Annotated in this window: 20 protein-coding genes; 16 read left to right on the top strand and 4 right to left on the bottom strand. The window is 63.7% G+C overall.

Annotated elements, in window-relative coordinates:
* Positions 1-8: 8 nt before the first annotated feature.
* Entirely contained in the window at positions 9-1,088 is a 1,080-nt protein-coding gene (locus OSH05_RS00745; RefSeq protein ID WP_104218378.1) for an aldo/keto reductase, read from the bottom strand.
* Between the two features lie 434 nt (positions 1,089-1,522).
* On the opposite strand from OSH05_RS00745, the gene OSH05_RS00740 reads away from it, so the two are divergent.
* Positions 1,523-3,709, top strand: a complete 2,187-nt coding sequence (locus tag OSH05_RS00740; RefSeq protein ID WP_266352003.1) for an EAL domain-containing response regulator — start codon at positions 1,523-1,525, stop codon at positions 3,707-3,709.
* Positions 3,693-6,197, top strand: coding sequence for a sensor histidine kinase (locus OSH05_RS00735; RefSeq protein ID WP_165801535.1), 2,505 nt, complete (start codon positions 3,693-3,695; stop codon positions 6,195-6,197). Before OSH05_RS00740 ends, OSH05_RS00735 begins: the two co-directional genes overlap by 17 nt.
* A 43-nt stretch (positions 6,198-6,240) precedes the next feature.
* Here OSH05_RS00735 and OSH05_RS00730 read toward each other — a convergent pair whose 3' ends face one another.
* The 3 genes from OSH05_RS00730 to OSH05_RS00720 form a co-directional block, all read right to left on the bottom strand.
* Complete coding sequence (locus OSH05_RS00730; protein WP_104218376.1) at positions 6,241-7,194, bottom strand: crotonase/enoyl-CoA hydratase family protein; 954 nt, start codon at positions 7,192-7,194, stop codon at positions 6,241-6,243.
* Positions 7,195-7,611: 417 nt separating this feature from the next.
* Positions 7,612-8,247, bottom strand: a complete 636-nt coding sequence (locus tag OSH05_RS00725; protein WP_104218375.1) for a phosphoribosylanthranilate isomerase — start codon at positions 8,245-8,247, stop codon at positions 7,612-7,614.
* The gene (locus OSH05_RS00720; protein WP_104218374.1) at positions 8,228-9,319 is read right to left on the bottom strand and encodes an FUSC family protein; all 1,092 of its coding nucleotides are present in this window, start codon (positions 9,317-9,319) and stop codon (positions 8,228-8,230) included. The genes OSH05_RS00725 and OSH05_RS00720 overlap by 20 nt, the downstream gene beginning before the upstream one ends.
* A gap of 584 nt (positions 9,320-9,903) precedes the next feature.
* Between OSH05_RS00720 and OSH05_RS00715 the strand changes: the two genes are divergently transcribed.
* Genes OSH05_RS00715 through OSH05_RS00650 form a run of 14 tightly spaced genes read left to right on the top strand, consistent with a single transcriptional unit; the run spans position 9,904 to position 23,445 of the window.
* Positions 9,904-10,269 carry an NADH-quinone oxidoreductase subunit A gene (locus OSH05_RS00715; protein ID WP_104218373.1) on the top strand — a complete coding sequence of 122 codons (366 nt, stop codon included), beginning with the start codon at positions 9,904-9,906 and terminating at the stop codon, positions 10,267-10,269.
* Positions 10,260-10,853, top strand: a complete 594-nt coding sequence (locus tag OSH05_RS00710; RefSeq protein ID WP_104218372.1) for a NuoB/complex I 20 kDa subunit family protein — start codon at positions 10,260-10,262, stop codon at positions 10,851-10,853. Before OSH05_RS00715 ends, OSH05_RS00710 begins: the two co-directional genes overlap by 10 nt.
* A gap of 10 nt (positions 10,854-10,863) precedes the next feature.
* Positions 10,864-11,478 carry an NADH-quinone oxidoreductase subunit C gene (locus OSH05_RS00705; RefSeq protein ID WP_104218795.1) on the top strand — a complete coding sequence of 205 codons (615 nt, stop codon included), beginning with the start codon at positions 10,864-10,866 and terminating at the stop codon, positions 11,476-11,478.
* Between the two features lie 8 nt (positions 11,479-11,486).
* Positions 11,487-12,677: an NADH-quinone oxidoreductase subunit D gene (locus OSH05_RS00700; RefSeq protein ID WP_104218371.1), complete on the top strand. Its 1,191-nt coding sequence runs from the start codon at positions 11,487-11,489 to the stop codon at positions 12,675-12,677.
* Complete coding sequence (gene nuoE, locus OSH05_RS00695; protein WP_104218370.1) at positions 12,677-13,594, top strand: NADH-quinone oxidoreductase subunit NuoE; 918 nt, start codon at positions 12,677-12,679, stop codon at positions 13,592-13,594. The genes OSH05_RS00700 and nuoE overlap by 1 nt, the downstream gene beginning before the upstream one ends.
* 9 nt (positions 13,595-13,603) lie before the next feature.
* The gene (nuoF, locus tag OSH05_RS00690; RefSeq protein ID WP_104218369.1) at positions 13,604-14,911 is read left to right on the top strand and encodes an NADH-quinone oxidoreductase subunit NuoF; all 1,308 of its coding nucleotides are present in this window, start codon (positions 13,604-13,606) and stop codon (positions 14,909-14,911) included.
* 2 nt (positions 14,912-14,913) lie between these two features.
* Positions 14,914-15,252, top strand: coding sequence for a pentapeptide repeat-containing protein (locus OSH05_RS00685; RefSeq protein ID WP_266352002.1), 339 nt, complete (start codon positions 14,914-14,916; stop codon positions 15,250-15,252).
* On the top strand, positions 15,252-17,345 hold the full coding sequence (nuoG, locus tag OSH05_RS00680; protein ID WP_104218368.1) for an NADH-quinone oxidoreductase subunit NuoG: 2,094 nt from the start codon (positions 15,252-15,254) through the stop codon (positions 17,343-17,345). Before OSH05_RS00685 ends, nuoG begins: the two co-directional genes overlap by 1 nt.
* 7 nt (positions 17,346-17,352) lie before the next feature.
* The gene (nuoH, locus tag OSH05_RS00675; RefSeq protein ID WP_104218367.1) at positions 17,353-18,396 is read left to right on the top strand and encodes an NADH-quinone oxidoreductase subunit NuoH; all 1,044 of its coding nucleotides are present in this window, start codon (positions 17,353-17,355) and stop codon (positions 18,394-18,396) included.
* Positions 18,396-18,884: an NADH-quinone oxidoreductase subunit NuoI gene (gene nuoI, locus OSH05_RS00670; protein ID WP_104218366.1), complete on the top strand. Its 489-nt coding sequence runs from the start codon at positions 18,396-18,398 to the stop codon at positions 18,882-18,884. The genes nuoH and nuoI overlap by 1 nt, the downstream gene beginning before the upstream one ends.
* A gap of 6 nt (positions 18,885-18,890) precedes the next feature.
* Positions 18,891-19,496, top strand: a complete 606-nt coding sequence (locus tag OSH05_RS00665; protein WP_104218365.1) for an NADH-quinone oxidoreductase subunit J — start codon at positions 18,891-18,893, stop codon at positions 19,494-19,496.
* Positions 19,497-19,517: 21 nt separating this feature from the next.
* Positions 19,518-19,826, top strand: coding sequence for an NADH-quinone oxidoreductase subunit NuoK (gene nuoK, locus OSH05_RS00660; protein ID WP_104218364.1), 309 nt, complete (start codon positions 19,518-19,520; stop codon positions 19,824-19,826).
* An 8-nt stretch (positions 19,827-19,834) separates the two neighbouring features.
* Positions 19,835-21,922: an NADH-quinone oxidoreductase subunit L gene (gene nuoL, locus OSH05_RS00655; protein ID WP_104218363.1), complete on the top strand. Its 2,088-nt coding sequence runs from the start codon at positions 19,835-19,837 to the stop codon at positions 21,920-21,922.
* 11 nt (positions 21,923-21,933) lie between these two features.
* Entirely contained in the window at positions 21,934-23,445 is a 1,512-nt protein-coding gene (locus tag OSH05_RS00650; RefSeq protein ID WP_104218362.1) for an NADH-quinone oxidoreductase subunit M, read from the top strand.
* The last annotated feature ends 13 nt before the right edge of the window (positions 23,446-23,458 follow it).

The following is a 23,458-nucleotide window of genomic DNA, read 5'->3' as shown; positions in this document are numbered from 1 at the left end:
CCGCGGCCCTATTTGCTAAGATCGACGGCCCTTCCACGTCCGAGGTAGGGCCGGATGAGGCTGAGCTCGGGCGCGCCCAGACGCTTCGCGGCGCTGTCGCGCTGGTGCCAGTAGGGATAGATCAGGCGCTGCAGGCTCACCTCGTCGAGTTGCTGGCGCTCCTCGGCGGAGAGAACGAGCTCGGCGGCACCCAGATTGCGGCGGAGCTGGTCTTCCGTCCGCGAGCCGAAGATCACGGACGTGACGCCCGGACGTCCGAGCAGCCAGGCGAGTGCAATCTGCGCCGGAGCGACCCCACGCGTCTCCGCGATCGAAATCAGTATCTCCACAGTGTCATAGAGGCGCTCCTGGTCGGAGATCGGGGGCTCGTGCCAATCATTGAGATGGCGTCCACCTTCCTCGGGCGTCTTGCCGCGCCGGTACTTGCCGGAGAGAAGACCGCCCGCCAGCGGGCTCCAGACGAGCACGCCGAGACCCTGGTCGATTGTCACGGGGATCAGTTCATATTCGGCGTCGCGTGATTCCAGCGAATAGTAGATCTGCTGGCTGATCAGAGGAACGAACCGGTTGGAACGCGCCGTTTCCATCGCCTTCATCAGCTGCCAGCCCGAAAAATTCGAAGCGCCGACATACCGGACCTTGCCGGAACGCACGAGCGTATCGAGCGCTTCCATCGTCTCTTCCAGCGGGGTCAGCCCGTCCCACTCATGCAGCTGGTAGAGGTCGATATAATCCGTCCGCAGCCGCCGGAGGCTGGCCTCGCACTCGGCGATGATGTGATGGCGGGAAAGCCCTTCGTCATTGGGGCCCGAGCCCATGGGGAAGCGGACCTTTGTCGCTACGACGAGATCCTTGCGGCGGCCCTCGATCGCCACGCCCAGGATCTCTTCCGCCCGGCCATTCGAATAGGCATTGGCGGTATCGACGGTGTTGATTCCCGCGTCGATACAGATGTCGAGGAGGCGCCGGGCCTCCTGATCGTCGGTTGCCCCCCATTTCGACAGTGCCCCGACGCCGCCGAAAGTCGCTGTCCCGAAGGCCATAGAGGAGACCTTGAGACCCGAGCGCCCCAGTTGACGGTATTCCATGCGTGCGTTCCTCTTATTCGGCTCGATTTCTTGGATGGATGATGGCTCGATACGGGATGATGCCGAATGGGCCTGATACCCACCCCGTGGCTGACACCGGGAACCGGCCCTACGAAGGCGCGGCCAGCCATCCGGAATTTTAGCGCAGAACCGCGGCGATATCGATAGTTGCACGGGACGGCATCGCCGACGCCCGAACGAACCCACGGCGCTTCCAGCCTTGGCACGGAGGACCCTGGCGATGCATCGGCGCAATATTTAAGTTGGGATCAAATTGTTCCGGCCGGTCGAGCCGCCGCTACCTCTTGCCCAGCCACGAGCGTATACGCATAGATCAAGGTGGAACGCACTTTACAGCCGCTTGCAAGGCAACCCATTGCCGGTCGTCGCCCTTCGCATTGCTAACGCTACCGTAAGAGGTTCGCCCTGTGTCCATGGCGCCGGAACTGATGCACACGATCGTCATTGTCGACGACAGCTCGACCAATCAGCGCATCTATTCGAAGCTGGCGAGGCAGATCGGATCCGAGCTTGAGATCCGGACCTTCGGAAATCCGCGCAAGGCGCTCGACTGGCTGGCTGAGAACACTGCCGATCTGATCATTACCGATTACAAGATGCCGTTGATGTCCGGTGCCGAGCTGACCGCCGCCGTCCGGGACAATTTCTCCAATCGGGACGTCCCGGTTATCGTCATAACGGCCTACGACGATCAGCAATTCAGGGTCGCCGCGCTGGAGGCGGGAGCGACGGACTTCCTGCTGAGCCCGGTGGACCACGTCGAATTCCTCGCCCGGGCCAGGAATCTCCTGAAGCTCAGGACCCAGCAGTTGCTCCTCGCGAAGCGGGCCGACTTGCTGGAGATCAGCCTGAACGCCAAGGAACAGTTGCTGCGGGAGAGCCGCGAGGCGCTCGCGCAGGTTATCGACACCGTCCCGGCCATGATCAACGCAACCGATCGCAACGGTCGCTGCGTCTTCGTCAACGCCCATCAGGCCGCCTTCTACGGCAAGGAGCCGGAGGATCTGGTCGGCCAACCGATCGAGACGCTGCTGGGCGAGGAGAGGGCCCATATCAGCCGCCGGCTCGACCAGCTGGTGCTCAAGAGCGGCCGCTCTATATCGTCCCGGCAGGAGGACGTGCTGGCGCCGAATGGCGAGCCGCGGATTTTTCTCACCAGCAAGGCCCCGCTCTATGACGGGATGGGCGAGATCGCGAGCGTCCTTTCGACATCGATCGACATCACCGACCAGCGCCAGGCCGAGCGCCGACTGCTGCACATCGCCAACCATGACTTGCTGACCGGCCTGCCGAACCGCTTGCTACTGCGGGATCATCTGCGGCGCGAACTCGCGCGCGGCCGTCGGGGCGATCAGAATTTCGCCCTGCATTTCATCGATCTCGACCGCTTCAAGGCCGTCAATGATGCGCATGGCCATCATTGGGGCGATGAACTGCTTCAGCGTGTCGCTGAAGCCCTCTCGGAACTTGTCGGCGAGAGCCATACCGTGGCGCGTCTTGGCGGCGACGAGTTCGCCGTTCTGCAACCTGACATTAATGGCCCTGATGACGCGGGAAGGCTGGCCCAGTCGGTCCTCGACCTGCTTAACAGCGAATCGGACAGTCGGCTGTCGCTCAATATCGGCGCCAGTATCGGCGTCACCCTGGCCCCCCTCGATGGGACGGACCCGGACGAACTCCTCAAGAACTCGGACCAGGCGATGTACCTCGCCAAGTCGCTCGGCGGCGGCACATGGCGCTTCTTCGCCCCCGACATGCGCCCGCGAGCCAACCAGACGGTGCAGATGGAGGCCGAATTGCGCGGTGCGCTGTCGCGCCGGGAATTCACGCTCCACTATCAGCCGCAGATCGATCTGCGCGGCGACAGGGTCGTAGGGGTCGAAGCGCTGTTGCGCTGGCAGCATCCGCAGCGCGGCCTGCTGTCCCCCGGCTCGTTCCTGAGCCTAGCGGAAGAAACGGGCTTGATTCTCCCCATCAATGAATGGGTCCTGAACGAGGCCTGTCGCCAGGGCGCGGCGTGGGAAGCGTCCGGACTGGGTGATCTCCGCGTCGCCGTCAACATGTCGCCGATCCAGTTCAAGCGCCAGGGCGTGGAAACGCTGGTCAAGGACGCTCTCGCAGCCAGCGGTATGCGGCCGACATCGCTGGAGCTGGAACTGACGGAGGGCATCCTGCTCGGCAATGACGAGCAGATCGTCAAGCAGATGCACATCCTGCGGTCGCTGGGCGTAACCCTGTCGGTCGACGATTTCGGCACCGGCTATTCCTCGCTGAGTTATCTCCGCAGCTTTCCGCTGCACCGGCTGAAGATCGACCGTTCTTTCGTCCAGGATCTCGGGAGCGATCCCAGCGCACTGGCGATCGTGCGTACCATCATCGACCTCGGCCATATCCTGCATCTCCAGGTGCTGGCTGAAGGCGTCGAGACGGAGTCCCAACTCCAGCTCCTGCGTTCGGAGGGCTGTGACGAGGGGCAGGGTTATTATTTCAGCCGACCAGTTCCGGCGGATGAATTTGCCGGCTGGATGGCGCAGTACGCTAAGGTGGGCACCGAGCGCCGGCAGGCCTCGATGGAGAATGAGCATGCCCGCACCGTCTAGGGTGCTCCGGCCATTGACCACGCTGCTTCACTGGATGGCCGAACGACTCCGGGACCGGCCCGATAGCGAACATGAGATGAGCTTCAACCGGCTCATCTTCGCCATCATCATCGTCATCGTTCTGGTGATGTCGCCATCCGGTGACGATACGGCCCCCGCTCTGAACGTGATGGTGCTCTACATCGCCCTCGCGCTGGGGGTGCTGGGGCATATCCTGTTTTTTCCAGGGCGTTCGCGCGGCCGGCGCCTCTTTGCCCTGCTGATGGATTGCGGCTTCCTTTCCTGGCAGTTGCATCTGGGCGGCGAGGTCGCCTCGCTATTCTTCCCCATCTACCTCTGGATCATTTTCGGCAACGGCTTCCGTTTCGGTCTGGTTTCGCTGGCCGTCGCTATTCCGGTTGCGACGGCGTGCTTTGGCATCGTGGTCTTGACGACGCCCTTCTGGTTCCATCGCTGGCATCTCTCGGCGGGGCTGCTTGGCGGGCTCGTCATCCTGCCAGCCTATGCCGGCACGCTTATTCGCAAGCTCTCGCAGGCCACGGAGGCCGCCGAGGAGGCGAGCCAGGCGAAGAGCCTCTTCCTCGCCAGCGTCAGCCATGAATTGCGCACCCCGCTGACCGCGATTGTCGGCATGACCGGATTGTTGCGGGTCAGCCCGCTCGCCGCCGACCAGCGCGACATGGTCGAGACCGTCGATGTCGCCACCCGTTCGCTTCAGTCGCTGATCAACAGCCTGCTCGATCTCTCGCGGATCGAGGCCGGGCGCATGCCGGTCTCGAAGGAGCCGATCGACCTCGTCGCGCTGCTCGTGGACGCGCGCCGGCTGGTTGAAAGTCAGGTGCGCGAACGGGGATTGAGCTTCGACATTCACATCACCGCGCGCACGCCGCTAAGGCTGCTTGGCAGCCGCCAGCACTTGCACGAGATCCTGGTCAATCTGGTTGGCAATGCCGTGAAGTTCACCCGCGATGGCGGCGTGACGATCGCGGTGGACGGCGAGCCGCAGGAGGATGGCGGTGTCCGGTTGACGCTGGAAATCACCGATACGGGCATCGGCATTGCGCCGAAGGACCAGGAGCGGATCTTCGAGGATTTCACGCAGGCCAATCCCAGCATCATGAACCGCTTCGGCGGCACGGGGCTGGGCCTCGCCATCGCGCGGCGGCTGGTGGAACTGCTGGGAGGCTCGATTTCCGTCGAAAGCTCCCTGGGCGAAGGCAGTACCTTCCGTTTCGACATCCTCACCTTGGCGCTGCCGGACGAGGGCCTCACAACCGAAGAGCCCTGGCGTGAACGCGGCGTCGTCCTCGTCTGCCGCGATGCGGCCCCGCTGGCGGAGTTGGTCGCCATGCTTGGCGCGCTGGGGGCGGCGCCTATGATCGCCGATCCGAGCCGCGGGCCGGCGCGCATGTTCCCGCCGCAGGCCGCCAATGCCGTTCGCCTACTCTTCGACCCGGACACCGTCAATCTGCCGCTCATGTCGACGAGCGCGGCGGGACCCGCGCCGAAGGTCGTCCTGATCCGACCGGACGCCCTGCCGACATTGCCGGCGATGGCGATCCGGCAGCGCAGCGCCTGCCTTCTTTCGCAGCATCCGACGGCGGCCGAGCTGCGCCGTGCGTTGACGATCGCTTGCCGTCTGGCGGCCCCGGCGCCATCGGCGGAGCAAGCTGCGACGCCAGACGAGGTTCCGCCGCGCCGGCCCCGTCGCATCTTGCTGGCGGACGATAATCGCATCAACCAGCGCGTCTTCTCCCGCATCCTCGAAGCCGCCGGCCATTCCGTGCGGTTGGCGGAGACGGGCGACCAGGCGCTCGACCTGCTGGAGGAGCGGGCGGATCAATTCGATATCGTGCTGATGGACTTCAACATGCCCGACACCGACGGGCTGGAGGCCACGAAGCTGTTTCGGATGATGGCCACGGGTGGGCGGCGGCTCCCCATCGTGGGCCTGACCGCCGACGCGACCGCTCTGATGGGCAATCGCTGGCGCGAGGCGGGCATGGACGATTGTCTCATCAAGCCGGTTGAGCCCTCCGTGCTGCTGGCACTCGTCGACCGACTGGCTCGGGACGGCCCCGAGAGGCCCGTACCCGGCGAGGCTCGGCCTGCCTTGGTTCGACCGGCTGTTCTGCCGAGCCTGGACGAGGTGGTGATCGAGCGGCTGCAGAAGCTGGGAAGCGCGGAATTCGTGATCGAATTGATGGAGGATTATCTCTCGGACGCCGAGATCCTGCTGGAGCGGCTGGCCAAGAGCGCCGCCAAGGGCGATCTCGAGACCTTCCGCAGCGATGACCACGCCCTGCAGAGCAGCTCGGCGAATATTGGCGCTCTGGCCCTCGGCCGGATCTGCGCATCCTGGCGAGACCTGCGGAGTGATGAATTGCGGGCGCGCGCCGAGGATTTCACGCGGCAGGCCAGGGCGGAACTGAAGCGCACGCAGAAAGCCATGCGCGCCTATTCGGCGCGCGAAGCGGGCCTCGGCTGAAGGCGGCAGGCGATGCGCCCGGCGGGCGCATCGCCGAGCGACCTCATTCGGCGGCCACCAGAACGGGCATGCTGGAATGGAGTGTCGCCAGCCTGCGGTCCTGCGCCGCGCAGAGCCGGTCCATTTTGCGAAGATCGGCTTCCGTCAGGTTCAATGCCGCTTCGGCCCAGATATCGACAACGTCGATCAACTCGTCGAGGGTCACAGGATTGACGCGCCGCCGTGCCCGATAGAGCGACTGGTGGGCGTTGTGCTTGCGGTTGTGGCGCGCAATATAGTCCTGCACGGCTGACTGGCCCTGACCGTCTTCCGCCAGCACATCCACGACGCCCATATCGTACAGCTCTTCAGCCGTGTGGATACGGCCCGACAGGATGAGCGCCTCCGCCTTATCACGGGTCATGCGCCGCGACAGGAAGCTGTAGGCGCCCATGCCGGGGAACATGTTGAACAGGATCTCGGGCAGGCCCATCTTCGCGCTGCGCTCGGCGACGATCAGGTCGAAGGAGAGGGCGTGCTCGAAACCGCCGCCCAACGCATCGCCCTGAACCAGCGCCATCGTCACCACCGGCGCGTCGAAAGCGACGGCATTGCGGTGGATGGCCTCGACGGCGACATGGCCGTAGTGCCGCATCGCTGACAGGTCGCGGCTGCGGATGCGCTGCGCGAAGTGTCCGAGGTCGCCGCCCAGATTGTAGATCCCCGGCACGGCCGAGGCCATGACGAACCAGGAGAAGGGCGCTTCGGCCGGGCTAGAGAGGTTCGCGAAGCTCTGCGTGATCGCCGTCTGCATCCGGCTGATGTCGTGCATCAAGCCGTGCGTGTAGGAGGGCTTGCCCACCGGATCCATGAGGCACCAGCACGTCGCATTCAGCGTATCGATGTCGACATGCAAATTGTCATAGCCGATATCGCGGATCGCCTTGGCGGCCTCAGCCTTCGCGAGCTTGCCGGGGTCCGACGTCGCCCGATTCAGTACAACGAAATCGTTGTTCATTCGAATTGTATTCAATTCCTTGTTCCTTCTGTGTATAAAACGTTAAGAAGGTCGCATGGGAGGATGCGACCAAAGGACTGACGCAAACATACTATCCACTAGACATGCGACGAGAAGTAGAAAGCGACAAGCCTTGGAGGCTTGTTGACGCGCAGGAACGAGTGCCCGAGCCGGGGGTCGACCGTCGATTCGGATCGATCCCGAAAGGTCAGCGGTCCCGCGCTTCTCTCGCCGCGCCGGCCCGGGTACGCACGCTGCATGAACCTTGCCACCGCTTCCGGCCTGTCATGCCGGGTGTCGTGGGCTTGAGTGCCACGACTCTCGCCCGCTTATCGATATTGGCTGTGGATTCTTTGCCGGACGACTAACGCGGCCTACGCGCATGGCTCGACCAGAACCGAACCGTCGGCAAGCGGCTCAGGCGCCGTAGACGGCTACGCAGACGCGTTCGCACTGATCGAGGTCGAGCCAGTCGTCGCGGCGGATCCGCGTCTCCATATCGATCCAGTAGGGGCCATCCGCCGCGATGGCTGCGACGATCTGGCCGGCATTGTCGGGCCCGATACCGCCCGCATAGCCTGCCAGACGGCCGGGGTGAGGCGGCCAGTGAGCGGTCTCGCGGCCCCGGCCGCCGGAAAGATCATGCAGCCAGTCGACGGCGTTGCTCTCGGGAAAGCGGTCGCCGCCGCAGGGGAGGATGCAGCGCCGTCCGATCCTGCGGCCGAATCGAGCCGCCTCGGCGACGGACACCTTGTGGCTGTTGATCTGGATGCGCCCGAACCGGGAAAGGTCGAACGACGCTCTGGCAAGTTCCCCGTTCCGGACCCCATCGGCATGGTTGCCGCAAAGGTGCCCGGCGAGGCGGAGCTCGCTCGTCAGGATGTCGGCCAGCGCCTCGGTACTCGGAAAACGCGGATCTTTCCCCTGGCGCCCCGGATCCATCAGCACGCCCCATTCGATCGGATAGCGCGCCGAGAGTTCGGTCAGTCTGCCGAGGGACGTGCGCTCGTCGATCCCGGTGAAAGTGATGAAGTCAGGCGACGCCCTGGTCATGATCATCGTTCCGTCTGGCGCCGTCATCCGGCGCGGCGAGCGCGAAAAGGCGCCGAAGCACAGGAAAAGCGAGAAGCCCGAACCCGGCCGCCACGGCGCCGATCAGCGTGTCGTAGAAACGCTCATGCAGCAGCATATCCGCCTGACTGCCATCCGGTGTGACGAGTTCCACCATCAGCAGCACAAACACGGTGAGGCAGAAGACGCCGAGCGCGTTGTGGACCTGCTGCGCCGGCCAGCGGACGAAGGCCGCCAGCGCCATGACGAGCAGCATCACGGACTCCGAGCCGTTATGGGCGACGAGCACCGCGATGATGACGCCAGCGAGCGTTCCCACCACGCGCTCGACCGAAAGGCGAAGGCTGCTCGCGACCTCAGACCGCATCACCATCAGGATCGTCAGGCAGGCCCAGGAGGGCCGCGTGGCGCCGGTCCAGTGCGTGGTCGCCAACGCAAGGCCGACGGCGATCGCGACGGAGGCGCCGAACGCCCAGCGCTCCCGCGATCGCAGCGCCAGGCCGGGCCACATCGCAATGAAGGGCGGTACGGTGAGGGCCTGCCAGGATCGGCGCGGCAGATCGAAGGCCAGCGATACCAGCCAGGAGTAGGCGAGCATCACCAGGATCGCGAGATAGTCGATCGGAGCCGGGGGGAAGACGAGCCCGGCCAGCACGATGCCAAAGGCGAAGAAGCGCGCCGCGAGCAGGAGATGGGGATGCGACGTCTCGACGACGCCATAGAACAGACCCGCGGTCATGGAGAGCGCGATAACGAAGAGCGGATGAGCGAGCGAGATCGAGCCGAGCAGCAGCCCGATGCAAAGTGCCAGCGGACCGGTCGCCATCCACAGGAGCCGCGCGCCCGGCCGGCCACCGGCGTCGCCCGCAAACGCGACGATGCCCGCGACCATGGCGAAGACCAGCCAGTTCTGCATGCCGAAGGCCTGCGTGACGGCAATGGGCGTCATAACCGTGATCGAGAAGCGGAGAGACCGCTCAAGCAGCATCCAGTCGATTCGCGAAGCCGGCGCGGTGCCGCCTTCACCGGTCCTCGGGGCAGGGCTCGCTGTCATTCTGATCCTTTGCCGTCGCTCTGGCGCATCGCGTCGACCTCCCCGGGGAAGATGCCCGCGGGGCTCGGTGTCGACAAGCGGGGAGGCGCATCGCCGCCATGCGCGCCGCGCCTTCCTCGTCGCGCGGGTTCGCGCGGAACGGGCTCAGGGTTCGTTTTCGACGCGGCCACTCGTGCTTCCCATTCCATGCTGCGCTGCAGCGGATAAGTCACGCCAACCGTTTTTGTTCGTGGACCCAAAAAAGCTGTCGATACCCGTCGGGAGCTGCATCGCGACCCTGACGCGGTGACAGGTCGGGACATTTCGCCGCGCGCATTGATGTTTTCATTGTTCCAGTTCTAACGTCACGCCTAATTCCGGCCCAGCAAAGGTGCTTCTGCCTCAGCTTCGGCCGCTTGGCGCCGTGGTGCGGGGCTTGCCACGTTCTCCCGGCTCCGCTAAGCCTCGCCTCATGTTTTCCCCCGACCAGACGTCGGCTGGCCCGCGATGCGCCGCTGTCCGATAGCCTAGTCGAGTGAAGTGCTTGGCGGACTTATTGCGCCGCATCATCGGAAACCCCTCCGATGGAGCCCGGGAGCCGGACGATGAGTGACCTCTTACGCGAATATCTGCCGATCGTGGTCTTTCTGGGCATTGCCCTGGTCATCGGCCTCGCGCTCCTCGTTTCATCCTTCCTGGTCGCGTATCGCAATCCAGATCCGGAAAAGCTCTCTGCCTACGAGTGCGGCTTCAATGCATTCGATGATGCGCGCATGCAGTTCGATGTGCGCTTCTATCTCGTGGCCATCCTCTTCATCATTTTCGATCTTGAGGCCGCCTTCCTGTTTCCGTGGGCCGTGGTATTCGGCGATCTCGGCTGGTTCGGCTTCTGGTCGATGATGGTCTTCCTTGCCGTTCTGACCATCGGCTTCATCTATGAGTGGAAGAAGGGAGCGCTCGAATGGGATTGAGCTCGTCCTCCAACGCCCCCGCATCCGGTACGCTGGTCGCCCAGCAGCCGCGCGGCCTCGTCGATCCGTCGGGCAAGCCGATTGGGCATGACGACCGCTTCTTCATGGAAGTGAACAACGAACTCGCCGACAAGGGCTTCTTCGTCGCGGCGACTCAAGACCTGATCACCTGGGCGCGCACCGGCTCGCTGATGTGGATGCAGTTCGGCCTCGCCTGCTGCGCCGTGGAGATGATGCAAGCGTCGATGCCGCGCTACGACATGGAGCGCTGGGGCGCGGCACCGCGCGGCTCGCCGCGCCAGTCCGACGTGATGATCGTCGCCGGCACGCTGACCAACAAGATGGCGCCGGCTCTGCGCAAGGTCTACGACCAGATGCCGGAGCCCCGCTACGTCATCTCGATGGGCTCGTGCGCCAATGGCGGCGGCTATTATCACTTCTCCTATGCGGTCGTTCGCGGCTGCGACCGCGTCGTTCCCGTCGACATCTATGTTCCGGGCTGCCCGCCGACGGCCGAGGCGCTTCTCTACGGAATTCTTCTCCTGCAGAAGAAGATCCGCCGCACCGGCACGATCGAGCGCTGAGGTCGACATGGTGGACGAAATCCTCAACGAACTCGGCGCCTACATCGCGGATAGCCGCGGCGAAGCCATCCTCGGCTACGATATTGCCTATGGCGAATTGAATGTCGGCGTCGCGCATGATGCGATCGCCGATGTCGTCGCCTGGCTCGTCGACGACCCCAAATATCGCTTCCTCTCGATCATCGATGTGTGCGGAGCTGATTATCCGGAGCGCGAGAAGCGCTTCGATGTCGTCTATCATCTGCTTTCGCCGAGCCGAAATCTCCGCCTGCGCCTGACGGTCCAGGCCGACGAGACCACCATGGTCCCCTCGATCACGCCGATCCTGCCGGGCGCCAACTGGTTCGAGCGCGAGGCCTATGACCTCTACGGCATCCTGTTCGTCGGCCATCCGGATCTCCGCCGCATTCTGACGGATTATGGTTTTGACGGGCATCCGCTGCGGAAGGACTTTCCGCTGACCGGCTATGTCGAGGTGCGCTACGACGACGAGATGAAGCGCGTCGTCTACGAACCGGTGCGCCTACCGCAGGAATTCCGCGATTTTGACTTTTTGTCACCCTGGGAGGGCACGGACTACGTGCTGCCGGGCGACGAGAAGGCAGCAGACAAGAAGCCGAGCTGAGGCGATCGATGGCACAGGCTGAGGTTCGCACCTTCAATATCAATTTCGGGCCGGAACATCCCTCGGCCCACGGCGTGTTGCGCCTCGTGCTGGAGCTCAACGGCGAGGTTGTCGAGCGGGTCGATCCGCATATCGGCCTTCTGCACCGCGGCACCGAGAAGCTGATCGAGCAGAAGACCTATCTGCAGGCCGTGCCCTATTTCGACCGGCTCGATTATGTCGCGCCGATGAACCAGGAGCATGCCTACGCGCTCGCGGTCGAAAAGCTGCTCGGCATCGAGGTGCCGAAGCGCGGCCAGCTGATCCGCGTGCTCTATTCCGAGATCGGTCGCCTGCTTTCGCACATCCTCAATGTCACGACCTGGGCGCTCGACGTCGGCGCGCTCACTCCGCCGGTCTGGGGCTTCGAGGAACGCGAGAAGCTCATGATCTTCTATGAGCGCGCATCCGGCTCGCGCATGCATGCGGCCTATTTCCGCCCCGGCGGCGTCCATCAGGACATCCCGCAGAAGCTGGTCGAGGATATCGGCGATTTCTGCGATGGCTGCGTGCGCCAGCTCGACGATCTCGATCGCCTCGTCACCGGCAACCGAATCTTCAAGCAGCGCAATGTCGATATCGGCGTGATCTCGCTGGAAGAGTCCTGGAAATGGGGCTTCTCGGGCGTGATGGTGCGCAGCGCCGGCGCCGCCTGGGACCTGCGTCGCTCGCAGCCCTATGAGTGCTACTCCGAACTCGACTTCGACATTCCGGTCGGCACGCATGGCGATTGCTATGACCGCTATCTCGTCCGCATGGCCGAGATGCGCGAATCGATCAAGATCATGCGCCAGGTGGTCAAGCGGCTGTTGACGACGGAGGCCTCCGGCCCGGTCTCCTCGGCCGATGGCAAGGTCGTGCCGCCTAAGCGCGGCGAGATGAAGCGCTCGATGGAGGCGCTCATCCATCACTTCAAGCTTTACACCGAGGGCTATCACGTCCCCGCCGGCGAGGTTTACGCCGCGGTCGAGGCGCCCAAGGGAGAATTCGGCGTGTATCTCGTCGCGAACGGCACCAACAGGCCCTATCGCTGCAAGATCCGTGCGCCGGGCTTTGCCCATCTTCAGGCCATGGATCATCTCTGTCGCGGCCACATGCTGGCTGACGTATCCGCCATCCTGGGTTCGATCGACATCGTGTTCGGAGAGGTAGACCGCTGATGTCCGTTCGTCGTCTCGCCGCCGAGCAGCCCGCCGACTTTGCCCTTTCGGCCGAGAATCTGGCTTGGGCGCAGGAGCAGGTCCAGAAATTCCCCGCCGGCAAGCAGGCTTCGGCGGTCATCCAGATATTGTGGCGCGTCCAGCAGCAGGAAGGCTGGGTGTCGGAGCCAGCGATCCGCTTCGTCGCGGACTTCCTCGACATGGCCTATATTCGCGTGCTCGAGGTCGCGACCTTCTACACGATGTTCCTGCTCGCGCCGGTCGGCAGGAAAGCCCATATCCAGGTCTGCGGCACGACGCCCTGCATGCTGCGTGGCGCCGGCGAACTGATCGAGGTTTGCCGCAACCGCATCCATCACGATCCGTTCCACGTTTCGGCGAATGGCGATCTGTCGTGGGAAGAGGTCGAGTGCCTCGGCGCCTGCGTCAATGCGCCGATGATCCAGATCGTCCCGGACACTTATGAGGATCTGACACGCGAAAGCCTTGGCCGGCTGATCGACGATATCGAGGCTGGCCGGCCGCTGAAGCCGGGTCCGCAGATCGATCGTTTCCAGTCGATGCCGGAAGGCGGAGCCAGGGTTCTGGTGAGCCCCGAACTCTATGACGGCTCGATGGTGGGGCAGGGGGCCGGCCTCGCCGCCGCCCGCGAGGCCATTGCGGCGCGCGCCGCAGCGGAAGAGGCCAAGGCTGCCGAAGCCGCCGCGGCCGCGAAGGCCGCTGCCGATCCCGCGCCGGCCAAGCATCCCGTCGATCCGGCGGTCAAGGTGCAGGCCGAGGCCGACAAGGAGAAGGTTCCGAACCAGGTCGACCAGTCGAAGCCGGCATCCGACCCGGCGGTACGGCCAGACAAGGGCACGGTCGAAGTGTCTCAAGCCGGCACGGTTGATCCGTCTCCGGCAGGCAAGAAAGAGTGAGGGCGGACCATGCTGGCTGACAAGGACCGCATCTTCACCAACATCTACGGTGCCAAGGACTGGGGTCTGCAAGGCGCGCTGAAGCGCGGCTCCTGGGATGGCACCGCCACGATTCTGCAGGCTGGACGCGACTGGATCATCGACCAGATGAAGGCCTCGGGACTGCGCGGCCGCGGCGGCGCCGGCTTCTCGACCGGCCTCAAATGGTCGTTCATGCCCAAGGTCAACGATGGCCGCCCGCACTACCTGGTCGTCAATGCCGACGAATCGGAGCCCGGCACCTGCAAGGATCGCGAGATCCTGCGCCACGATCCGCATCACCTTGTCGAAGGCTGCCTGATCGCCGGCTTCGCGATGGGCGCCCATGTCGCCTACATCTATGTGCGCGGCGAGTTCATCCGCGAGCGTGAGCATCTTCAGGCCGCAATCGACCAAGCCTATGAGGCGCGGCTTATCGGCAAGAACAATGTCCATGATTGGGACATGGACATCTATGTCGCCCATGGTGCCGGCGCCTATATTTGTGGCGAGGAAACGGCTCTGCTCGAGAGCCTGGAAGGCAAGAAGGGCCAGCCGCGCCTGAAGCCGCCATTCCCGGCCAATGTTGGCCTCTATGGCTGCCCGACGACCGTCAACAACGTCGAATCGATCGCGGTGGCGCCGACCATCCTGCGTCGCGGCGCGACCTGGTTCTCGTCGATCGGGCGGCCCAATAATGTCGGCACCAAGCTGTTCGGCATTTCCGGCCATGTGAACACGCCCTGCATCGTCGAAGAGGCGATGGGCATTCCGTTCAAGGAATTGATCGAGAAGCATGGCGGCGGCGTGCGTGGCGGCTGGGACAATCTGCTGGCGATCATTCCCGGTGGCGCATCCTGCCCGATCATCCCGGCCAAGGACTGCGAAGAGCTGATCATGGATTTCGACGGCACCCGCGCCGTGAAGTCCTCCTTCGGCACGGCCGGCGTCCTCGTCATGGACAAGTCGACCGATGTGATCAAAGCGATCGCCCGCATCGCGGCCTTCTTCAAGCATGAGAGCTGCGGCCAGTGCACGCCCTGCCGCGAGGGCACGGGCTGGATGTGGCGCGTGATGCAGCGCATGGCACGCGGCGAGGCTCAGAAGCGCGAGATCGACATGCTGCTGCAGGTGACGACCCAGATTGAAGGTCACACGATCTGCGCGCTGGGCGACGCCGCAGCTTGGCCGATCCAGGGCCTCATCCGTCATTTCCGCCCGCTGATCGAGGAGCGGATCGATCTCTATTCAGCCAATCCGCGCCCGGTCGAGCGCGAGATGATGGAAGCGGCGGAGTAGGGATGATGAAGCTGCAGGGCGTTGTCGAGATATTGGAGGTCAACAAGGCGACCCTTTCGGGTTCGACCTTCGTCGACGTCAATCTTTCGGGCGCCCGCTTCGACGACGTGAACATGTCCGGCTGGACAGCGAAAAACGTCAATCTGGCTGGTCTCTCCGTTGAAGATGCGAATATCTCGGGAGCGCGCATCACCGACGTGAACCTGTCGGGCGCGAGGCTGTCCAAGGTCAATCTGATGGGCGTTTCGATCGAAAATTGCCTTGTCGAAGGCGTGACGGTCGACGGTGTCCTCCTATCCGAATTGCAGGCCGCCTATCGTGCGGCGCAAGAGGCGAAGTAATGGCCAAGATCATCGTTGACGGCATCGAAGTCGACGTCCCGCCGGACTACACGCTGCTGCAGGCGGCGGAAGCGGCCGGGGCCGAGGTTCCGCGCTTCTGCTTCCACGAGCGGCTGTCGATCGCCGGCAATTGCCGCATGTGCCTGGTCGAGGTGAAGGGCGGCCCGCCCAAGCCGCAGGCATCCTGCGCCATGAATGTCCGCGACCTGCGCCCGGGCCCGAACGGCGAGCCGCCGGTCATGTTCACCAAGTCGCCCATGGTGAAGAAGGCGCGCGAAGGCGTGATGGAGTTCCTGCTGATCAACCATCCGCTCGATTGCCCGATCTGCGATCAGGGCGGCGAGTGCGACCTGCAGGACCAGGCCATGGCGTATGGCGTGGACAAGAACCGCTTTGCCGAGAACAAGCGCGCGGTTGAGGACAAATATATCGGCGCTCTGGTGAAGACGTCGATGAACCGCTGCATTCATTGCACGCGCTGCGTCCGCTTCACCACTGAAGTCGCTGGCATTTCCGAGATGGGCCTGATCGGTCGCGGCGAAGATGCCGAGATCACGACCTATCTCGAGAAGGCGCTGACCTCGGAACTGCAGGGCAATGTCATCGACCTCTGCCCGGTCGGCGCGCTGACCTCGAAGCCCTATGCCTTCCAGGCCCGTCCGTGGGAACTGGTGAAGACCGAATCGATCGACGTCATGGACGCGGTCGGCTCGAACATCCGCGTCGATGCGCGCGGCCGCGAGGTTATGCGCATCCTTCCTCGCCTCAACGAGGCGGTGAACGAGGAATGGATCTCGGACAAGACCCGCTTCGTCTGGGACGGGCTCAAGACCCAGCGCCTCGACAAGCCCTATGTTCGCGTCGGCGGCAAGCTGCGTCCGGTCTCGTGGTCGGAGGCCTTCTCGGCCGTCGCGGCGAAGATCAAGGCCACGAGCGGCGACAAGATCGGTGCGATCGGCGGTGACCTTGCGTCGGTCGAGGATCTTTATGCGCTGAAGGGCCTCGTCACGGCGCTCGGCTCGAAGAACATCGACATCCGCCAGGATGGCGCCGCGCTCGACCCCGCCAAGGGTCGTGCCGGCTACCTCTTCAATCCGACGATTGCCGGGATCGAGCAGGCCGATGTGATCCTCATCATCGGCGCCAATCCGCGTCTGGAGGCCTCGGTGCTGAACGCGCGGCTGCGCAAGCGCTGGCGCGCCGGCGGCCTCAAGATCGGTCTCATCGGCCAGCCGGTCGATCTCACCTACACCTATGAGCATCTCGGCGCCGGTTCGCAGACACTGGCAGACATCGCCGCCGGCAATGGCAGCTTCGGTGCCGCGCTCGCGAGCGCCAAGCGGCCGATCGTCATCGTCGGGCAGTCGGCGCTGGCAGGCCCGGAAGGGGCGGCCGTGCTCGGCGCGGCTGCGAAGATCGCGGCGGGCGAGGGTCGTGATGAGGGCTGGAACGGCCTCGCCGTGCTCCACAATGCCGCCTCGCGCGTCGGCGGTCTCGACATCGGCTTCGTGCCTGCCAATGGCGGCCTCGGAGCGAAGGAAATGGTTGCCGCGGCGGGCTCCGGCCAGCTCGATATTCTCTTCCTGCTCGGAGCCGACGAGATCGACATGGAGGCGCTGGGTTCGGCCTTCGTCATCTATGTTGGCACGCATGGCGATGCTGGCGCCCACCGCGCCGATGTGATCCTGCCGGCGGCGACCTATACCGAGAAGTCCGGCACCTATGTGAACACCGAAGGGCGAGTCCAGCTCGCGAACCGCGCCACGTTCCCGCCGGGCGAGGCCCGAGAGGACTGGGCGATCTTCCGCGCGCTTTCGGACGTCGTCGGCAAGCGCCTGCCGTTCGATTCGCTGGCAGCGCTGCGCCGGGCTCTCTACGCCGCGTTCCCGCATCTGTCCGCCATCGACGGCATCCAGCCGTCCGATATTGCCGATGTCCGGGCGCTCGCGACCGGCGCTCCGGCGCTCGGCAGCGCGACCTTCGGCAGCGCGGTCATCGATTTCTACCTGACCAACCCGATCGCCCGTGCCTCGGCCGTAATGGCCGAGTGTTCGGCACTGGCGGCCGGCCGCCTCGCAGCGGCAGCGGAGTGACGCGGACATGAACTTCGTCGATGGCTATCTGATCCCCGGCGTGATCATGGTGCTGCAGAGCCTTCTGCTGCTTGTGCTTCTGCTCGTCTCGATCGCCTTCATCCTGCTGGCCGATCGCAAGATCTGGGCGGCGGTGCAGATGCGCCGCGGGCCGAACGTGGTCGGTGCCTTCGGCTTGTTGCAGTCCTTCGCGGATCTGCTGAAATTCATCCTGAAAGAACCGATTATCCCGTCGAGCGCCAACAAGGGCATCTTCCTGCTGGCGCCGCTGGTTACCGTGACGCTGGCGCTCGCCGGATGGGCCGTGATCCCCTTCGCGCCCGGCTGGGTCATCAGCAATATCAATGTCGGCATCCTCTACCTTCTCGCGATCTCCTCGCTCGGCGTCTATGGCATCATCATGGGCGGCTGGGCTTCGAACTCGAAATATCCGTTCCTCTCCTCGCTGCGCGCCGCCGCGCAGATGGTGTCCTACGAGGTCTCGATCGGTTTCGTGCTTGTCGCGGTGCTGCTTTGCGTCGGTTCGCTCAACATTTCCGACGTGGTGATTTCGCAGCAGAGCGGCCTCGGCACCAAGCTCGGCCTGCCGGGCAGCTTCCTCGACTGGTACTGGCTGCCGCTGTTCCCGCTCTTCATCATCTTCTTCATCTCGGCGCTGGCCGAGACCAACCGCCCGCCTTTCGATCTCGTCGAGGCGGAGTCGGAACTCGTCGCCGGCTTCATGTCGGAATATGGCTCGACGCCATACATGATGTTCATGCTCGGCGAATATGCGTCGATCTGCCTGATGTGCGCGCTGACGACGATCCTGTTCCTCGGGGGATGGCTGCCTCCGGTCAACGTCGCACCCTTCACCTGGATACCGGGCGTTATCTGGTTCGTGCTGAAGGCCTGTGCGGTGTTCTTCATGTTCTCGATGGTCAAGGCCTTCGTTCCTCGCTATCGCTACGACCAGCTGATGCGTCTCGGCTGGAAGGTGTTTCTGCCGATCTCGCTCTTCATGGTCGTCGCAGTCGCCACCGTTCTCCAGATTACGGGATGGGCCCCCTGATGCGCCTCGATCAGACCGCGAAATCGATCTTCCTGGCGGAATTCGTCTCGGCGTTTTTCTTGACGATGCGCTATTTCTTCTCGCCGAAGAAGACGGTGAACTATCCCTTCGAGAAGGGGGCTCTGAGTTCGCGGTTCCGGGGCGAGCATGCCCTGCGTCGCTATCCGAACGGCGAGGAACGCTGCATCGCCTGCAAGCTCTGCGAGGCGATCTGCCCCGCCCAGGCGATCACGATCGAAGCCGGCCCGCGCCGCAATGACGGCACGCGCCGCACGACCCGTTACGACATCGACATGGTGAAGTGCATTTATTGCGGCTTCTGCCAGGAAGCGTGCCCGGTCGATGCCATCGTCGAGGGACCGAACTACGAGTTCGCGACCGAGACGCGCGAGGAGCTTTACTACGACAAGGAAAAGCTGCTCGCGAATGGCGATCGCTGGGAGCGTGAGATCGCCCAGAACATCAGCCTCGACGCGCCTTATCGGTGAGGGATCATGATACTGCAGACCCTCTTCTTCTACCTGTTCTCGGCGATCACCATCGGCTCGGCGCTGATGGTCATTTCGGCGCGCAATCCGGTCCTTTCCGTCCTCTTCCTGATCCTCGCCTTCTTCAACGCCGCCGCGCTGTTCGTGATGCTGGGCGCCGAGTTCCTGGCGATGCTGCTGGTCGTGGTCTATGTCGGCGCGGTCGCGGTGCTCTTCCTGTTCGTTGTGATGATGCTTGACGTCGATTTCGTCGAGCTGCGACAGGGCTTCCAGCAATATCTGCCGGTTGGCCTGCTCGTCGGCTTCGTTCTCATCGCCGAGCTTGTGATCGCGATTTCGGGGTGGGCGTTTGCGCCGACCGCGCTCGGCGGCGCTTCGCCGACGCCGGACATGGCCCAGATTTCCAATACGGCGGCGATCGGGCAACTGCTCTACACGAAGTACATCTTTTTCTTCCAGATCGCCGGCTTCGTCCTGCTTGTCGCCATGATCGGTGCCATCGTCCTGACGCTGCGTCACAAGCCGGGCGTCAAGCGGCAGGTGATCGCCGATCAGGTGGCACGCTCGCAGATCGTCGAGCTCCACAAGGTCGAACCAGGCCAGGGCCTCTAGAGAGGGACGGGGAGCAAAATCATGCAGATCGGCCTCTCGCACTATCTGACCGTCGCGGCGATCCTCTTCACGATCGGCATCTTCGGCATCTTCATCAACCGCAAGAACGTCATCGTCATCCTGATGTCGGTCGAGCTCATCCTGCTCGCCGTCAATTTGAACCTCGTCGCGTTCTCTTCGTTCCTGGGCGACCTCGTCGGCCAGATCTTCGCGCTGCTCGTGCTGACCGTCGCCGCCGCGGAGGCCGCGATCGGCCTCGCCATTCTCGTCGTCTACTATCGCAATCGTGGGTCGATCGCGGTGGAAGACATCAATCTGATGAAAGGCTGAGGCCTTAAATGTATTCGGCGATCGTCTTTCTCCCGCTTATCGGCGCCATCCTCGCCGGCCTGGTCACGCTGCTTGGCCGATATCGCATCGCCATGGTCGGCGCTCCGAAGGAGAGTCTCGCTGCCGCCGCGGCAGGGCATGGCCACGACGCGCACGGGCATGACGATCATGCGCATGATGACTACGGCCATGACGATCACGGCCACGGCCATGACGACCATGCTCCGGCGGCGCCGGGTTCGCGGCCGGTCGAGATCATCACCACCGGCTTCCTGTTCGTTTCGGCCATCCTTTCCTGGATCGCTTTCCTGACCATCGGCGCGCCGACCGGCGAGCAGGTCCATGTCAAGGTCCTGCCCTGGGTCGCCTCGGGCACACTCTCCTTCGACTGGGCCTTCCGCGTCGACACGCTGACGGCGGTGATGCTGGTCGTAGTGACGACGGTCTCCTCGCTCGTCCACCTCTACTCGATCGGCTATATGAGCCACGACGAGCACCGGCCGCGCTTCTTCTCCTATCTGTCGCTCTTCACCTTCGCCATGCTGATGCTGGTGACGTCGGACAACCTCGTCCAGATGTTCTTCGGCTGGGAAGGCGTCGGTCTCGCCTCGTATCTGCTCATCGGCTTCTGGTTCAAGAAGCCGTCCGCCAATGCCGCGGCGATCAAGGCGTTCGTGGTCAATCGCGTCGGCGATTTCGGCTTCGCGCTGGGCATCTTCGGCGTGTTCGTGCTGTTCAACTCGGTCGAGTTCGACACGATCTTCGCCAATGCCGGCAGCGCCGTCGGCACCAAGATCCATTTCCTGTCGTGGGATTTCGATGCGCTGACCACGGTCTGCATCCTTCTCTTCATCGGGGCGATGGGCAAGTCGGCGCAGTTCCTGCTTCATACATGGCTGCCCGACGCGATGGAGGGCCCGACCCCGGTCTCCGCGCTCATTCATGCCGCCACGATGGTGACGGCCGGCGTGTTTATGGTCGCGCGCATGTCGCCGCTGTTCGATCTGTCGCCGACGGCGCTCACCGTCGTGACCTTCTTCGGCGCGACGACGGCTTTCTTCGCGGCCACGATCGGCCTCGTCCAGAACGACATCAAGCGCGTCATCGCCTATTCGACCTGCTCGCAGCTCGGCTACATGTTCGTGGCGCTCGGCGTCGGCGCATTCGGGGCGGGCGTGTTCCATCTCTTCACCCATGCCTTCTTCAAGGCGCTCTTGTTCCTCTGCGCCGGCTCGGTGATCCACGCCGTCTCGGGCGAGCAGGACATGCGCAAGATGGGTGGCCTTCGGAAGAAGATCCCGCTCACCTATGTGACGATGCTGATCGGGACGCTGGCGCTCACGGGCTTCCCGTTCACTGCCGGCTATTTCTCCAAGGACGCGATCATCGAGAGCGCCTATGTCGGCACCAATCCGCTGGCGGGCTATGGCTTCTTCATGACCGTGGTCGCGGCGCTGCTCACCTCGTTCTATTCATGGCGCCTAGTGTTCCTGACCTTCCACGGCAAGCCGAGGGCGTCGGACGAGGTCATGAGCCATGCTCATGAATCGCCCTATGTCATGACGATCCCGCTCATGGTGTTGTCGGTGGGCGCGCTCCTGGCGGGCATCGTCTTCTCCGGCCATTTCATCGGCGAAGGCTACGCCGAGTTCTGGAAGGGTGCCTTGTTCACCGCGCCCGACAACCATGTGCTGCATGAAGCCGAGGAAGTCTCGTCGCTGGTCAAGTTCGCGCCAACCGTGATGATGGTCGTCGGCTTCCTAGTGGCGTTCTGGTTCTACATTCTGGCGCCGCAGACGCCGAAGCGCCTCGCCGAGGAGCAGCCGCTCGCCTACCGCTTCCTACTCAACAAGTGGTATTTCGACGAACTCTACGACTTCCTGTTCGTCCGTCCGATCAAGTGGCTCGGCCGCTTCCTGTGGAAGAAGGGCGATGGCTGGCTCATTGACGGCTTTGGCCCGGATGGGATCTCGGCCCGCGTCGTCGACGTGACCCAGCGCGTCGTCCGCCTGCAGACGGGATATGTCTACCACTACGCCTTTGCCATGCTGATCGGCGTCGCTGCGCTGGTCACGTGGATGATGTTTGCCCGCTGAGGATTTGACGGATGACTAACTGGCCGATCCTCTCGACGATCACGTTCCTGCCGCTGGTGGGCGCGCTGCTGCTGTTCCTGATCCGCGGCGACGATGCCTATGCGCGGCGCAACATCTATTGGCTGTCCCTCTGGACGACGATCGTCACCTTTTTGGTGTCGCTGTTGATCTGGCGGGATTTTGACGCCGCCAATCCGGGCTTCCAGTTCGTCGAGCGGGCGAACTGGCTCGGCGGCTCGATCGGCTATTCGATGGGCGTCGACGGCATTTCGATGCTGTTCGTCATCCTCACCACCTTCCTGATGCCAATCTGCATCATCGCGTCGAAGTTCTCGGTCCAGAAGCGCTTCCGCGAATATATGATCGCCTTCCTCGTGCTCGAAACGCTGATGATCGGCGTCTTCTGCGCGACGGACCTGGTGCTGTTCTACGTCTTCTTCGAGGCCGGCCTGATCCCGATGTTCCTGATCATCGGCATCTGGGGCGGACCGCGCCGCGTCTACGCGGCCTTCAAGTTCTTCCTCTACACGCTGGCCGGCTCGGTGCTGATGCTGCTCGCCATCATGGTGATGTATTGGCAGGCCGGCACGACCGACATCCCGACGCTGCTGAACCACTCTTTCCCGGCCGGCATGCAGACCTGGCTCTGGCTCGCCTTCTTCGCCTCCTTCGCGGTGAAGATGCCGATGTGGCCGGTTCACACATGGCTGCCCGACGCCCACGTCGAGGCGCCGACGGCGGGCTCCGTCATTCTGGCGGGCGTGCTGCTGAAGATGGGCGGCTACGGCTTCCTGCGCTTCTCGATCCCGATGTTCCCGCTCGCCTCGGCCGATTTCGCGCCCTTGATCTATACGCTCTCCGTCGTTGCGATCATCTACACCTCGCTGGTCGCGCTGATGCAGGAGGACATGAAGAAGCTGATCGCCTACTCGTCCGTCGCCCATATGGGCTATGTGACGATGGGTATCTTCGCGATGAACCCGCAGGGCGTCGAAGGCGCGATCTTCCAGATGCTCTCGCACGGCATCGTCGCCAGCGCGCTCTTCCTCTGCGTCGGCGTCATCTACGACCGCATGCACACCCGCGAGATCAAGGCCTATGGCGGCCTCGTCAACCGGATGCCGTTCTATGCAGTCGCCTTTTTGATTTTCACGATGGCGAATGTCGGCTTACCGGGCACCTCCAGCTTTGTCGGTGAATTCCTGACGCTGCTGGGTGCCTTCCGCGCTAACACCTGGGTCGCCTTCTTCGCGACGACCGGTGTGATCCTCTCGGCCTCCTACGGTCTGTGGCTCTATCGCCGCGTCGTGCTCGGGCCGCTGGACAAGCCGTCGCTGAAGGGGATCTTCGATCTCTCCGGCCGTGAACTGGTCCTTTTGGTCCCGATGATCCTGCTGACGATCTTCTTCGGCATCTATCCGACTCCGGTCTTCCACGTCACGTCGGCCTCGGTCGACACCCTGATCACCAACTACCAGGCGGCGCTCTCTGCCGCTGGCAAGCTCGCCGTCGCGGCGCAGTAAGCGGGAACGGTTA

The sequence above is a fragment of the Kaistia algarum genome (assembly GCF_026343945.1).
Classification (GTDB): domain Bacteria; phylum Pseudomonadota; class Alphaproteobacteria; order Rhizobiales; family Kaistiaceae; genus Kaistia; species Kaistia algarum.
The sequence above is the reverse complement of the archived record's forward strand: the minus strand, read 5'-3'. Positions and strand labels throughout refer to the sequence as shown.

Excerpts from the sequence above, each read along its gene's own strand:
- OSH05_RS00745 (WP_104218378.1), bottom strand. The coding sequence starts at position 1,088 with ATGGAATACCGTCAACTGGGGCGCTCGGGTCTCAAGGTCTCCTCTATG.
- OSH05_RS00740 (WP_266352003.1), top strand. The coding sequence starts at position 1,523 with ATGGCGCCGGAACTGATGCACACGATCGTCATTGTCGACGACAGCTCG.
- OSH05_RS00735 (WP_165801535.1), top strand. The coding sequence starts at position 3,693 with ATGCCCGCACCGTCTAGGGTGCTCCGGCCATTGACCACGCTGCTTCAC.
- OSH05_RS00730 (WP_104218376.1), bottom strand. The coding sequence starts at position 7,194 with ATGAACAACGATTTCGTTGTACTGAATCGGGCGACGTCGGACCCCGGC.
- OSH05_RS00725 (WP_104218375.1), bottom strand. The coding sequence starts at position 8,247 with ATGACCAGGGCGTCGCCTGACTTCATCACTTTCACCGGGATCGACGAG.
- OSH05_RS00720 (WP_104218374.1), bottom strand. The coding sequence starts at position 9,319 with ATGACAGCGAGCCCTGCCCCGAGGACCGGTGAAGGCGGCACCGCGCCG.
- OSH05_RS00715 (WP_104218373.1), top strand. The coding sequence starts at position 9,904 with ATGAGTGACCTCTTACGCGAATATCTGCCGATCGTGGTCTTTCTGGGC.
- OSH05_RS00710 (WP_104218372.1), top strand. The coding sequence starts at position 10,260 with ATGGGATTGAGCTCGTCCTCCAACGCCCCCGCATCCGGTACGCTGGTC.
- OSH05_RS00700 (WP_104218371.1), top strand. The coding sequence starts at position 11,487 with ATGGCACAGGCTGAGGTTCGCACCTTCAATATCAATTTCGGGCCGGAA.
- nuoE (WP_104218370.1), top strand. The coding sequence starts at position 12,677 with ATGTCCGTTCGTCGTCTCGCCGCCGAGCAGCCCGCCGACTTTGCCCTT.
- nuoF (WP_104218369.1), top strand. The coding sequence starts at position 13,604 with ATGCTGGCTGACAAGGACCGCATCTTCACCAACATCTACGGTGCCAAG.
- OSH05_RS00685 (WP_266352002.1), top strand. The coding sequence starts at position 14,914 with ATGATGAAGCTGCAGGGCGTTGTCGAGATATTGGAGGTCAACAAGGCG.
- nuoG (WP_104218368.1), top strand. The coding sequence starts at position 15,252 with ATGGCCAAGATCATCGTTGACGGCATCGAAGTCGACGTCCCGCCGGAC.
- nuoH (WP_104218367.1), top strand. The coding sequence starts at position 17,353 with ATGAACTTCGTCGATGGCTATCTGATCCCCGGCGTGATCATGGTGCTG.
- nuoI (WP_104218366.1), top strand. The coding sequence starts at position 18,396 with ATGCGCCTCGATCAGACCGCGAAATCGATCTTCCTGGCGGAATTCGTC.
- OSH05_RS00665 (WP_104218365.1), top strand. The coding sequence starts at position 18,891 with ATGATACTGCAGACCCTCTTCTTCTACCTGTTCTCGGCGATCACCATC.
- nuoK (WP_104218364.1), top strand. The coding sequence starts at position 19,518 with ATGCAGATCGGCCTCTCGCACTATCTGACCGTCGCGGCGATCCTCTTC.
- nuoL (WP_104218363.1), top strand. The coding sequence starts at position 19,835 with ATGTATTCGGCGATCGTCTTTCTCCCGCTTATCGGCGCCATCCTCGCC.
- OSH05_RS00650 (WP_104218362.1), top strand. The coding sequence starts at position 21,934 with ATGACTAACTGGCCGATCCTCTCGACGATCACGTTCCTGCCGCTGGTG.